This window comes from Stenotrophomonas sp. FSL W7-1447 (assembly GCF_037966425.1).
Classification (GTDB): Bacteria; Pseudomonadota; Gammaproteobacteria; order Xanthomonadales; family Xanthomonadaceae; genus Stenotrophomonas; species Stenotrophomonas pavanii.
On sequence record NZ_CP150199.1, the window covers coordinates 1,213,031 to 1,225,952 of the forward strand.

At 67.1% G+C, this 12,922-nt stretch carries 8 protein-coding genes; 6 read left to right on the plus strand and 2 right to left on the minus strand.

Going from position 1 to position 12,922, the window contains the following annotated elements:
• Positions 1-109: 109 nt before the first annotated feature.
• A complete protein-coding gene (locus NSQ78_RS05705; RefSeq protein ID WP_064239617.1) occupies positions 110-2,161 on the minus strand; it encodes a glycoside hydrolase family 97 protein in 2,052 nt (683 codons plus the stop codon).
• A gap of 237 nt (positions 2,162-2,398) precedes the next feature.
• On the opposite strand from NSQ78_RS05705, the gene NSQ78_RS05710 reads away from it, so the two are divergent.
• The 6 genes from NSQ78_RS05710 to NSQ78_RS05735 all read left to right on the plus strand — a co-directional run bounded on the left by NSQ78_RS05710 (position 2,399) and on the right by NSQ78_RS05735 (position 9,203).
• Positions 2,399-4,591, plus strand: a complete 2,193-nt coding sequence (locus NSQ78_RS05710) for a Six-hairpin glycosidase-like protein (protein WP_339208092.1) — start codon at positions 2,399-2,401, stop codon at positions 4,589-4,591.
• Complete coding sequence (locus NSQ78_RS05715; RefSeq protein ID WP_064237822.1) at positions 4,588-6,075, plus strand: MFS transporter; 1,488 nt, start codon at positions 4,588-4,590, stop codon at positions 6,073-6,075. The genes NSQ78_RS05710 and NSQ78_RS05715 overlap by 4 nt, the downstream gene beginning before the upstream one ends.
• Positions 6,075-7,790, plus strand: a complete 1,716-nt coding sequence (locus tag NSQ78_RS05720; RefSeq protein WP_064237823.1) for an alpha-amylase family glycosyl hydrolase — start codon at positions 6,075-6,077, stop codon at positions 7,788-7,790. Before NSQ78_RS05715 ends, NSQ78_RS05720 begins: the two co-directional genes overlap by 1 nt.
• Positions 7,791-7,911: 121 nt before the next feature.
• Complete coding sequence (locus NSQ78_RS05725; RefSeq protein ID WP_064237824.1) at positions 7,912-8,298, plus strand: SseB family protein; 387 nt, start codon at positions 7,912-7,914, stop codon at positions 8,296-8,298.
• Positions 8,299-8,448: 150 nt separating this feature from the next.
• A complete protein-coding gene (locus tag NSQ78_RS05730) occupies positions 8,449-8,913 on the plus strand; it encodes a GNAT family N-acetyltransferase (RefSeq protein ID WP_064237825.1) in 465 nt (154 codons plus the stop codon).
• Positions 8,910-9,203, plus strand: a complete 294-nt coding sequence (locus NSQ78_RS05735; RefSeq protein ID WP_064237826.1) for a hypothetical protein — start codon at positions 8,910-8,912, stop codon at positions 9,201-9,203. Before NSQ78_RS05730 ends, NSQ78_RS05735 begins: the two co-directional genes overlap by 4 nt.
• Positions 9,204-9,332: 129 nt before the next feature.
• Here the strand turns inward: NSQ78_RS05735 and NSQ78_RS05740 are convergent, their stop codons facing one another.
• The gene (locus NSQ78_RS05740) at positions 9,333-12,917 is read right to left on the minus strand and encodes an ABC transporter permease subunit (protein ID WP_064237827.1); all 3,585 of its coding nucleotides are present in this window, start codon (positions 12,915-12,917) and stop codon (positions 9,333-9,335) included.
• Positions 12,918-12,922: the final 5 nt, after the last annotated feature.

The following is a 12,922-nucleotide window of genomic DNA, read 5'->3' on the forward strand; positions in this document are numbered from 1 at the left end:
CGTCTGCAGGGATGTAATCGCTTTCAGGTGCTGCTTGCGGTAGTGCCGGCCGCCGGCCGGCAATCGCACTCACCGGGTTGTCAGCCGGCGGCCGGCACTACCCGGGCGTTCAGAGCGGTGTGAAGCGAATGGCCTGCCCGCCACCCGGTGCCAGTACCACCGTCAGCAGGTCGGCGCTGGTCACCTCGCGGGTTTCGCGGGTGAATGCGAATGGGTTGCTGCGGAAATCCGCGCCCTCGCCATCGAGGTATATCTCGGCGCGATAGCGCACGCCCGGCTCCAGGAAGCCCAGCGAGACCGGCAGCACGCGGCCGTGTTCATCCGTGATGCTGCCGAGGAACCAGTCGCGGCTGTTGCGGTCGCGGCGCACGATCGTCACGTAGTCGCCCACTTCGCCATCGAGCACGCGGCTCTGCTCCCAGTCCACCGCCACGTCCTCGATGAAACGGAACGCCTCGCGGTGCTGCAGGTAGTGTTCGGGCAGGTCGGCGGCCATCTGGATCGGGCTGTACAGCACCACGTACAGCGCCAGCTGCCGCGCCAGCGTGCTGGGGATGGCCTGGCCGTGGCGGCCCTTCAGGCTGAGGATGCCGGGGGTGTAGTCCATCGGCCCGGCCAGCATGCGGGTGAACACCAGGTTGACCTCGTGCTCGGGCGGGTTCGGCGGCTGGCCCCAGGCGTTGTACTCCATGCCGCGCGCGCCTTCGCGCGAGATCCAGTTCGGGTAGGTGCGGCGCAGGCCGGTGTCCTTGATCGGTTCATGCGGGTTCACCGACAGGTGCCGGCGCGCCGCCTCCTGCACCACCTTCAGGTGATGGCGGGCCATGAACTGACCGTCGTGCCACTCGCGCCACAGCGGTCCCCCCGCAGGATTGCGACGATCGACCTGGCCGTCGTCGCACACATAGCCGGTCTTGAACTGGTCCACGCCCAGCCGTGCATACAGGTCCAGCGCGGCACCCAGCTGGTCCTCGTAGTGCTCGATGGCGCAGCCGGTTTCATGGTGGCCGATCAGGTGCACGCCCTTCTTCAGGCCATACGCCGACAGCGCTTCAATGTCGAAATCAGGCGTGGCGCGGGTGAAATCGAAGTCGTAGCCATTGCCCACCCACATGCCATCCCAGCCCGGATTCCAGCCTTCCACCAGCACGCCGCGGAAGCGGTGCGCGGCCGCGAAGTCGATCACCTTCTTCGTCTTGGCGGTGGTGGCCGCGTGTTTCGGCCCGGTCGCCCAGCTCTCGTTGTCCAGGTGCATCGACCACCACACGCCCAGGTACTTGGCCGGCTTCACCCAGCTCACATCCCCCAGCGCATTGGGTTCGTTGAGATTGAGGATCAGGTCCGATTCGACCAGGCCACCGGCGCGGTCGGCGATCTGCAGCGTGCGCCAGGGCGTGGCGAAGGGCAGGGTGCGGCGTACCTTCCAGCCTTCGGCCGAGGGCGAAAGCTGCGCGCGCAGGCGTTGTCCCTCGGTCCGGCGCAGCCACATGCCGGCATAGTCCACCAGCGCCGCTTCGTGGATCGCCACGTGCAGGCCGTCGCGGCTGCGCAGGGTCATCGGCGTATGCACCAGCGGCACTTCGCGCAGCGGCGTGCGCTGGTACAGGTATTCGTAGTGGATCGGCTCGCCGGCGGGAATCCACCAGGCGGTTGATTCGGGCGCGATGGCGAACTCGGTCAGTTCGTCATCGATGATGGCCTCGCGCAGGTTCGGTTGTTCGGGGAACACATAGCGGAAGCCAAGGCCATCATCGTAGACGCGGAACACCACATCCAGCCGCCGCTTGCTGCCGGTGGTTTCGGCGAGCTGTACGGTCAGCTCGTTGAAGTGGTTGCGGGTGAGCCGGCGTTCGCCCCATGGCTGTTCCCAGGTGTCATCGACGCTGCGCCGCTGCTGGCCCAGCAGGGCGAAATCGCGGTCCAGGCGGCCGTCGTGCAGGGCAAAGCCGAGCTTCGAATCCTCCACCACGGTGTCGCCCAGGCGCTCGACACGGTAGCGGGCGGTGCCGCCATCCAGCAGCAGACTGACCTTCAGTACCTTGCCCGGCGATTCGACGCTGGCCACCTGTGGCGCGGCCTGTGCCAGCGTGGCCCACCCGATCAGGGCCAGGCCGAGCATGTGCGCGAACACCGCGCGTACAGCAGTGGATGACATCGGCAGTTCCCCTCCCAAGGCGCCGTTGGCAGACCCGGACCATAAGCCAGCGCGGCGGGTGCGCCACCGCGCGATGCCATGAATACGTATGCAACTGGACGCAGCTGACAGCCCCGCGTCTACCATGGGGCCAGGGCACCTTGAGGGAGGGGCCGCGCCCGCCCGCCGGCAACGACGGTGCGGACCTACAACGCGTGCAGAGAGGGAGGGAGGCCGACGGGCGCAAGCCGGTCCGCCGCTTCGATGCTGAAGATCATTTGCCTGACCGCTGCCCTGGGGGCAGCGCTGGGTTCGACCGCGCAGGCGGCCGACCTGCAATTCGACGGCCGCAACGCGCGCGCCGAAGCGGCTGCCAAGGGTGGCTTCGTGCTGCATGCGCCGAAGGGAGAGGTGCGCATCGCGCCCATGCCGATGCGCAGCCACACCGACAGCGTCATGTTCGATGCGTTGTTCGCGCTGGCCCAACAGGAGATGGACCAGGACCGGGTGGACGCGATCCGCGATCCGGCGTTCGACGAGGGCCGGCCGGTCCCGTGCGACTGCTTCCAGACCGGTGCGCGCTGGCCCTATGTGTGGACCCGCGATGTCAGCTTCGCCGCCGATCTGGCGCTGGCGCGGCTGGAACCGCAGCGCACCCGGCAGTCGCTGCAGTTCAAGCTGTCGGCCGCCCGTGACGGGCGTACGCCCGGTCTGTTCGTGGCACAGGACACCGGTTCCGGCGGCAGCTGGCCGATCAGCAGTGATCGCGTGGTGTGGTTCCTGGCCGCGCGCCATCTGCTGGCGGATCGCGCGTTTGCCGACCAGGTCTGGCAGGCGCTGCAGGGCACGCTGGCGCAGGACCGCGCGATGGTGTTCGACGCGCAGATGGGCCTGTACCGTGGCGAGACCTCGTTCCTGGACTGGCGCGAGCAGACCTATCCGGACTGGACCCGTGAGGACGTGCGCTTCATCGGTGATTCCTACGCGCTGTCCACCAACGTGCTGCACTACCAGGCACTGCGCCTGGCCGAACGCTTGGCCGGTCAGCGCGGCGACGCCCGTGCGGCCGACTACAGGGCGTCGGCCGATGCGTTGGCGCAGCAGATCGATACACGCTTCTGGCGCGAGGACATGGGCCAGTACATGAGCTACATCGGCGAAGCCGCGCACCCGGTGCCGTACGCCAAGGTGGATCTGCTCGGCCTGTCGCTGGGCATCCTGGCCGGGGTGCTGCCGCCCGAGCGCGCGCACCGCGCGCTGGCCGCGTACCCGAGGGCACCGGCTGGCAGCCCGGTGGTGTGGCCGCAGGAGGCGCAGCAGCCGATCTACCACAACCGCGCGATCTGGCCGTTTGTCAGCGCCTACGCGCTGCGCGCGGCGCGGCAGCTGGACGATGCGCCGCGCATCGCCGCCGAAATCCGCTCGCTGATGCGCGGCGCCGCCCTGGCCGGTTCGAACATGGAAAACTACGAACTGGTCAGCCAGGCCGTGCATGTCGAGGAAGGCGCGCTGAGCGGCCCGGTGGTCAATTCCGAACGCCAGTTGTGGTCGGTGGCGGGGTACCTGTCGATGGTGGTCGAAGGCGTGTTCGGCGTGCAGGACGATGGCCGCGTGCAGCCCAAGCTGCCGGCCGCGCTGGTGCCCGAACTGTTCGGCAAGCAGCGCCGCATCTCCCTGGAGGCCGATGGCAAGCGTTATGTGCTGGAGCGTCCAAAGCAGGTGAGTGACGGCCTGCTGGTGGCGGGCACGGTGAAGACGCGGGGCACCACGACCACCGTACAGCTGGTGGCCGCGCCGTCGCGTGCGTTGCCCGTCAGCACGGCCGATGCCAATGCGCGCGCGCCGGCGACCCCGGCCGTACCGCAGGTACGACGCAGCGGCAAGGGTTGGTCGGTGCCGGTGGCCGAAGGCCAGGTGCTGTGGCGGGACGGCCGGGCGGTGACTGCAATCACGCAGGGTGTGGCACGCATCGTCGATGATGGCCTGCAGCATTGCCTCAGCCTGACCATGCGCGACGGGGCGTTGGAGTCGCTGCACAGCCCGATGCGCTGCGTCGGTCCGCAGCAGCTGCTGAAGGGCGCAACGCGCTGGCAGTTCACCCCGGCCAAAGCCGGGCAGGTACGCCTGCGCCTGCAGTACAGCAACCCCAGCGGGCCGATCAACACCGGGGTGACGGCTGCAGTGAAACAGCTGGCGCTGCAATGCCCGGGCCAGCCGCTGCAGCGGCGTACGGTCACCCTGCCGCACAGCGTAGCCGTGCAGGATTCGACCTCGGCGACGTTCCCGGTGACCAGGGGCCGCTGCACGATCACGCTTGAAGAGGGGTTCAACATGAGCGCGCTGCAGCACTTCGCGCATTACACCGGCGGCAAGGGCGGGCGCGATGGCGTGGTGAACCAGGCCCAGGTGCGGGCACTGACGGTGGCGCCGGTTGCGGCCGCAGAGGGCGCACCATGAATCGTCCGGCCAAGCCGCAGCTGTCGTTCTGGCAGATCTGGAACATGTGCTTCGGGTTCCTCGGCATCCAGTTCGGCTTCGCCCTGCAGAATGCCAACGCCAGCCGTATTTTCGAGACGCTGGGCGCGGACATGGATGCAGTGCCCGGGCTGTGGATCGCGGCGCCGCTGACCGGCCTGCTGGTCCAGCCGGTGATCGGCTACCTGTCCGATCGCACCTGGACACGATGGGGGCGCCGCCGTCCGTTCTTCATGATCGGGGCGGTGCTCACCACGCTGGCGCTGCTGGTGATGCCGAACTCACCGACGCTGTGGATCGCCGCCGGCACGCTGTGGGTGCTGGACGCGTCGATCAACGTATCGATGGAGCCGTTCCGTGCCTTCGTCGGCGACCAGCTGGCGCCGCGCCAGCGCCCCGCCGGCTACGCGATGCAGAGCTTCTTCATCGGCGTGGGTGCGATCGTCGCCAGCTTCCTGCCCTTCATCTTGGCCCATTTCGGTGTCGCCAACACCGCAGCCGCCGGGGAAGTGCCCGACACCGTGCGCTATGCGTTCTATTTCGGCGCGGTGGTACTGCTGGCGGCGATCACCTGGACAGTAGTCAGCACCCGCGAATACTCGCCGGCAGAGCTGGCCGGTTTCGATGATGCCGAACCTCCGGCACATCACGCAGCAGCGGTGATCAGCGGTCCTGCACCGTGGACGCAGGTGGCGTTGTGGCTCGGGCTGGGTGTGTTGCTGGCCCTGCTGATCACCTGGCGGCAAGGCGACAGGATGCTGTACGTGCTGGCGGGCCTGTGCGCCGGCTATGGCCTGTTGCTGGCGGCCGCGCGCGCGTTGCCGGCCACCCACATGCTGGCCGCCATCGTGGGTGACCTGCGCGCGATGCCGATCACCATGCGTCGCCTGGCGTGGGTGCAGTTCTTCTCGTGGTTCGCTCTGTTCGCGATGTGGATCTACACCACCGCCGCAGTGGCGGGCACCCATTTCGGTTCGACCGATCCACAGTCGGCGGCCTACAACGAGGGCGCCAACTGGGTGGGTGTTCTGTTCGGTGCCTACAACGGTTTTGCCGCGCTGGCCGCAGTGCTGATTCCACCGTTGGTGCGTGCGATCGGCCTGCGCTGGAGCCACCTGGTCAACCTGTGGCTGGGCGGTGCCGGCCTGGTGTCATTGATGTTCATCCGCGATCCGCACTGGCTGCTGCTGTCGATGGTGGGCGTTGGCTTCGCCTGGGCATCCATCCTTTCGCTGCCGTATGCACTGCTGTCCGACAGCGTGCCGGCATCGAAGATGGGCGTGTACATGGGCATCTTCAATTTCTTCATCGTGATCCCGCAGCTGGTCGCTGCCAGTGCGCTTGGCTTTGCCCTGCGTGCCTGGCTGGGCGGCCAGCCGATGCAGGTGCTGGTGCTGGGCGGCTGCAGCCTGTTCGTCGCCGGCCTATGCGTGCTGCGGGTTCCGTCCCGTCCGGAGGTGGTGTGATGCGTGGTGCGCTGTCTGTTGCTGTTTCCCTTGTACTGCTGGCCGGCCAGGCGGCGGCCGCGCCGCGCCCGGACTACGTCGGTACCACCGAGCCGTTCGCCAGCGATGCGGTGTACTTCGTGGTCACCGACCGCTTCGTCAACGGTGATCCGGCCAACGACCATCGCGAGCAGGGCGGCGCGCACCGCACCTTCGATATTCCGGTGCCGTGCCCGGACAAGGTGGACGGCAATATCGGCTACCTCGGCGGTGACTTCCGTGGCGTGCTCGACAATGCGCAGTACATCCGCGACCTCGGCTTCGGCGCGGTGTGGATCACGCCGATCGTCGACAATCCGGACGAGGCGTTTACCGGCAGCAAGCCGATCAGCTGCACCAGTACGCTGACCGACCGCGGCAAGACCGGCTACCACGGCTACTGGGGCATCAACTTCTACAAGCTCGACGAGCACCTGCCCAGCAAGGACCTGGACTTCGCCGGGCTGACCAAAGGGCTGCATGGCGCGGGCCTGAAGGTGGTGCTGGACATTGTCGGCAACCACGGCTCGCCGGCCTGGACCATGCCAACGCGGCAGCCGCAGTTCGGGCAGATCTTCGACAAGGAGGGCAGGCTAATCGCCGACCACCAGAACCTGCCGCCCCAGAAGCTGGATCCGAAGCACAACCCGCTGCACGCGTTCTACAACAACATCGGACCGGTCGACAGCAAGGACGGTTCGATCTTCGACGGCAATCTGGCCGAGCTGTCCGACTTCAACCAGGACAACCCGGCGGTGATGGATTACCTGGTGGGCGCCTACCTGCAATGGACCGCGCAGGGCGTGGATGCACTGCGCATCGACACCATCGGTTGGCTGCCGCACCCGTGGTGGCACGCCTTCGTCAAGCGCATCCGTGCCGAGCATCCGGGCATGTTCATGTTCGGCGAGGCGTTCGACTACGATGCCGCGCGCATTGCCGAGCACACCTGGCCGGCCAACGCCAACGTCAGCGTGCTCGACTTCCCGTTGCGGGGAGCGCTGGAGCAGGCTTTCGGCACCGCCGGCAAGGGTTTTGAAGTCCTGGCCGAGCCGCTGCACCTGAGTGGCGGTCCCTACGCCAACCCGTACGAGCTGATGAGCTTCTACGACAACCATGACATGCCTCGCCTGCAGGCGAGCGACAACGGCTTCATCGATGCGCACAACTGGCTGTTCACCGCGCGCGGCATTCCGGTGGTCTACTACGGCTCGGAAACCGGCTTCATGCGCGGTCGCGCCGAGCACGCCGGCAACCGAGCCTACTTTGGCCAGGAGCGTGTCGACGCCGCGCCGCAGAGCCCGATCTTTGCACCGCTGCAGCGCATCGCCAGGCTGCGTGAGGCCACTCCGGCGCTGCAGCGTGGCCTGCAGGTGAACGAGCGGCTGCAGGGCGACGATGCGGTGTTCTTCCGCGTACTGCAGCACGGCGACGTGGCGCAGACCGCGCTGGTGCTGTTGAACAAGGGCGACCAGGCCCGGACCTTCACCGTGGCGCGTTACCTCCAGGCGGGCCGCTGGCGCGATGCGCTGGGCGGCGGCGAGGTGAAAGTGAAGAGCCGCCTGCAGACTGAAGTGCCCGCGCACGGGGTGAAGGTCTACGTGCTGGATGCGCCGGTACAGCAGCCCGCGCTGCAGGCCGAGCTGGACAAGGCGATGGCCGACCAGAAGGCGCGGGACGTGCGCCTGGGGCGGTAGTGCCGGCCGCTGGCCGGCAACCCATGAATCCATGGTCCCTTCAGATGCCGGCCAGCGGCCGGCACTACCGGGGCGACCCTATGCGGCACAATAGGCCCCCCTCACGCCGTGCCGCACCGCCATGACCGACCTCGCCCCGCAGACCCCGATCGAAACCCTGCTGAAGGCGGCGATGGACGGCGCGGTGCCGATCCGCGCCTTCATGGAGGCCTTCGTCGCCTCCGAGGTGGTGCTGCTGACCGGCAGCCTGGTGACCCCCGACGGCAGCGGCTTCGACCCGCTGCTGTTTGACAAGCAGGGCATCCTGCACGTGGCCGTGTTCACCGATCCGTCGCGCGTGGGCATCTACAGCCAGCAGGCCGAACACCAGATCCGCTGGCGGATGCTGGACGTGCTGCGCCGCGTGCCGGGTGGCTACGGCGTGGTGATCAATCCGGGCACTCCGCTGGGCTTCGAGATCTCGCCCAGCGGCGTCGGCGAGATCCTGAAGGACTTCGCCCAAGGCTGAGTTGCCGTCGCGCCATTTGTAGCGTCGAGCCATGCTCGAATGCCTTTCGCGCATGGCCTGATGTGTCGAGCATGGCTCGACTCTACAGAAGGCTTCCCTTCGGGCGCCGTCCATGATCCCCTTGGGTGACTTGGGGATCGAGGCATTGCCATGGAATTCAGGGGACTACCCGCCGACGCACCGGAACGGCAGCAATTAGCCCAGTGGTACCACGCGGAATGGGGTCAGGACGCCGGCCTGATACTGGAACAGGAACTGCAGCGGCTCAATCCGCCACAGGATGCCGAAGGTTTCCCTCACCTGATCGCCGCATTCGATGACGGTCAAGTGGTTGGCGCAGTCCAGCTCAAGCGGCGGGAAATGCAGGCGTTCCCACAGTACGAACATTGGCTGGGCAGCGTGTTCGTGGCGGACAGCCATCGCGGGCGTGGGCTGGCTGGTGCGCTGGTGGAGCAGGCAGCGGCGCAGGCGGTGCGGATGGGGGTTTCCGATCTCTTCCTGCAGACCGAGGCCCTGGACGGTGGGCTGTATGCGCGGCTGGGCTGGAAGCCGCTGCAGGAAGCCGACAACCGCAGCTATCGCGTGCTAGTGATGGTGCGCAGGTTAGCCGCATGAGCGTGTCCACGGCACGCCATTCCCGCTCGGCCCTGATCTTCCTGATCGCGGCGATCGCTGCCGCGCTGGTGTCCATGCCCGTGCTGCGCGCGGTGGGCATGGTGCTGTGGCCGGTGTTCGTCATTGCCTGGCTGATCAACCTGGGCGCGGCCTGGCATCTGGCCCAGTGGGCGCACCAGCAGGGTCGTTCGGCCTGGGCATTCGGGTTGCCGGCGGCGCTCGGCACCGTCGCCTCGATCGTGGTCTTCGTGCTGCTGGCGTTGCTGGGGCCAAAATCCCCGGTGCGCTGAACCTTCGCGGCTGTCGTGGACAATGTGCCGAGCATGGCTCGGCACTACAGTAGGGCGAGCCAAGTCAAGCCACTCCAAGCCCCGCATGTGTTGCGCGGAGCGCCGGCGCATCGGCCGGCGCCCCGTTCCTCACATCGTCACCTTGCGCCGGTTGTCATCGCTCACCCGGTCGATCAGCTTGTTGTACGGGTCAAAGCCCGCTTCATCCGGCTTTTCATCCACCGTCACCGTGATCTTCGGCGCGGCGCTGGTGATGTGGTGGCGCTGCAGGTACAGCACCTTCTGGTCGCGCTCCTTGCCCGACGGCCCGTTGGCGAACACGCCGACCTCGACCCAGTCATCCATCGTTCCGGCGCTTTCCTTGCCCTTGCCGTCGGCATACTGCTTGGCCGCGTGCAGGTCCAGTGTCACGTCGTAGCGGCCGTCATCGCGCTTGCGGGCGCTGGCGGCCATCACCCGGTTGTCGTAGAAGCTGATCTTCTCGAACAGGTCGGTGACCAGCTGCTGGCGGTCGGCCGGGGTCTCGGCGCGGATGTAGCCCAGCAGCTCGCGTGAGGTGGTGTACGGCGGTTGCTGGTAGCCCTTGTCCTGCAGGAAGCGCTTCAACGCACGGTTCAGCGCCTGCTCGCCGATCTCCTCGCGCAGGCGGTAGAAGGCCAGCGAACCTTTCTGGTAGTGGATGTACTGCTGGTTTTCCACGCGTTCCAGCGGCTGTTCCTCGATGGCTTCGCCACCGCGGCCGGACAGGTAGCCGTCCAGTTCGCGCTTGAGGAACTGGCGCATGTGCTGGCGGCCGTACTCCTGCTCCATCACCATCAAGGCCGAGTACTGCGACAGCGATTCGGACAGCACGGTCGCGCCCTGCACGTTGGCGCCGATCACCTGGTGCGCCCACCACTGGTGCGCGATCTCGTGCGCGGTCACGTAGAACACGTAGTCCACCTTGTCCGGGTCGCGCAGGTCGGCGATGAAACCGATGGCCTCGGAATAGGGGATGGTGTTGGCGAACGACTGCGCGAAGCGGGCATAGCCCGGGAACTCGATGATGCGTACCTGGCGGTGCTGGTACGGGGTGAAGTTCGCCTCGTAATAGGCCAGCGACTTCTGCACCGCCTCGATCATCCGGTCCACGTTGTAGCCGTGCGCCGGATCGAAGTAGACCTCGATCGGGATGTCCTTGTACTTCGCCTTGCGCACCTCCCAGCGTGCCGAGAGATAGGCATAGAAGTTCAGCATCGGCCGGTCCATGGCATAGCTGAAGCAGCGCCGGCCGTTGACCGTGGTCTCGTGCTGCAGGTAGCCCGGGGCCAGCGCCACCTGGTCTGGTGCGGTGCAGACCGTGGTGCGGAAGTCGAGCCAGTCGGCATCGTTGGCAATGTAGGTGTTGGCGCGCGCCGCTTCGTCCTCCAGCCTGGGCATGCGCCGGGGTTCACCCAGGCCGCGCTTGCGCCGCTCGTTGCGATCGGTGATTTCGGCGCCCTCGTTGTAGCCGAACGAGGGCAGCACGCGGCTGTTGAAGAAGGTGCCGTTGTCCACGATGTTGCTCGGCGCCTGACCGGCGGTGATGCCGTTGGGTTTCTGCACCACCCGGAAATGCACGTTGCGGGTTTCGCCCGGCTGCAGCGGCTTCTGCAGGCGGTAGATGCGGTAGCCGAGATCGGCATCGCGCAACGACAGCGTCTGCCCACCCAGGTCGACGTCGACCAGCTGCTTGTCATCGCCCATCGAAACATGCACGTCCTGGATCGGCGTGGCATGGGTATTGCGCACCGTCCAGTTCGCATCGATCACCATCGACTGCGATTCCGGGAACAGGTCCACGCGGTTGTCCACTGCCACGATGCGCGGCTGCGGCAGGGTGCGGTACTTCGACAGCTCGCGCTCGTAGCGGGCCTGGAGGTCCAGCTGCTGGTCGGGCGAGATGAACTCGTTGCGGATATTGGTGCTCCAGTACAGCCAGCCGCCCACGCCGGCGAAGGCCAATGCCGCAAGTCCGGCAAAGACGCCGGTCGGGCCGCGCAGGCGGCGGCCGGCCAGGGCCAGGCGCTGGCGCAGGCCCTGGCTGACACCGCGCACCCAGAATGCCGACGCCAGGCACATCAGGGTCAGCAGGAACAGTGCCCAGTAGCCCTGGAATGCCAGCTGCCCCGGCAGGAAGTGGCCGTAGCCGTTCATGTCCGAATAGGGAGCGTTGGGCCAGCCACCGAAGTTGTACAGGTTCTGCGTGTAGTCCAGCATGCCGAGCACGCCCTGGCCGATCATCACCACGATCAGCAGCGCGTAGCCGAGGAACTTGTTGTTGGTGAGCACCTGCAGCACCAGGGCCAGGCCTCCCATCAGGAGGTAGATCACCGAATCCATCGCCAGGCTGCGCAGGTACAGCAGCGGCTCCAGGTGGGTGTAGCCCTTGACCAGCTGCACGCCCATCGCCGCCAGCGCGCCGGCGGCCTGGAAGCAGATGATCACTGCCAGCAGCGCGGTGAACTTGGCCAGCAGCGGTACCCAGTTCGGCACCGGCATGGCATCGGTCACTTCGTTGATGCGCGCGCTGCGTTCCTTCCACACCAGCTCACCGGCGAAGAACAGCACGATGATCACCAGCAGCCAGCTGAAAGCGCCCTGCAGGCCCATGATCATCTGCGAGGTGACCGGCCAGATCGAGGTGCCGTACAGGGTCTGCCGGAACAGCGCGTTGGGCAGGAAATTGGCCATGCCCAGCACCAGCAGCACGATGAACGGCACGCTGCGCAGTACACCGCGTGTATCGAAGCGCACCTGGCGCAGGAACTGTTGCCACGCGGTGGTCGCGCTGAACGCCGGAACCACGCGCGGCAACGGGGTGCGGGTGGGCCGAAGCGCTGCGGCGTCGGCAACCGGCGGCGTCTGCCGGCGGCCCCAGCGACGACGGCCGCTGCCGCTGCGCTCGGTGCGGAACAGGGCGAACGTGGCGGCGAACAGCAGCGCCGTCACGCCCAGCCACAGCGCGCGGTTGGCCAGCAGGTAGCCTGCCAGGCCGGGAACGCCGCTGTTGTGCTCGGCGGTGGACCAGTAGCGGATGGTGCGCGACAGGGCGCGCATGCCCAAAGGCTCGCTGAGCACCGCCAGCCAGGTGTTGTCGATGTCGCGCAGCACCGCCGCGCTGGCGCCGAACAGCACCAGGTAGGCCACCAGCCCGATGTAGACCCACAGGATCGAACGCGTGACCGCCGCCAGCAGTGACAGCAGCGCGGTGGTGAACAACAGGTTGGGAATGACGATGACCGCAAAACTCCAGACATAGCCCTGCCAGCTGATCGGCCCCATGCGCTCGGCGTCCACCCAGGGCATGAACGGTGCCAGCCAGAGCCCGAAAGCGACCAGCAGGTAGAACAGCAGGCCGGTGGCCAGGGCGGCGGCGATGCGCCCGGCCAGGTAGTCGCGGCGTTTCACCGGGCTGGCGAAGATCAATTCGGCGGTGCCCAGTTCGAAGTCACGCAGCAGCGCATTGCTGACGAACAGCGCAGTCACCAGCATGCCGAGCAGGGTGAAGATCCCCAGCATCTGTGCGATCACGGTCGGCGCGTTGCTGTGCACGTTGCCGCTGCCGCCACCGATCTGTACGGCGTCACTGGACGCGGCGGCGAAGGCGAGCAGGGCGAACAGCCCGGCCAGCAGCCACAGCAGGGGCGAGCGCAGCTGCTCGCGCAGCTCGAAACGGAAGAAATTAAGGATCATGGCGT

Excerpts from the sequence above, each read along its gene's own strand:
- NSQ78_RS05720 (WP_064237823.1), top strand. The coding sequence starts at position 6,075 with ATGCGTGGTGCGCTGTCTGTTGCTGTTTCCCTTGTACTGCTGGCCGGC.
- NSQ78_RS05740 (WP_064237827.1), bottom strand. The coding sequence starts at position 12,917 with ATGATCCTTAATTTCTTCCGTTTCGAGCTGCGCGAGCAGCTGCGCTCG.
- NSQ78_RS05730 (WP_064237825.1), top strand. The coding sequence starts at position 8,449 with ATGGAATTCAGGGGACTACCCGCCGACGCACCGGAACGGCAGCAATTA.
- NSQ78_RS05725 (WP_064237824.1), top strand. The coding sequence starts at position 7,912 with ATGACCGACCTCGCCCCGCAGACCCCGATCGAAACCCTGCTGAAGGCG.
- NSQ78_RS05715 (WP_064237822.1), top strand. The coding sequence starts at position 4,588 with ATGAATCGTCCGGCCAAGCCGCAGCTGTCGTTCTGGCAGATCTGGAAC.
- NSQ78_RS05710 (WP_339208092.1), top strand. The coding sequence starts at position 2,399 with ATGCTGAAGATCATTTGCCTGACCGCTGCCCTGGGGGCAGCGCTGGGT.
- NSQ78_RS05735 (WP_064237826.1), top strand. The coding sequence starts at position 8,910 with ATGAGCGTGTCCACGGCACGCCATTCCCGCTCGGCCCTGATCTTCCTG.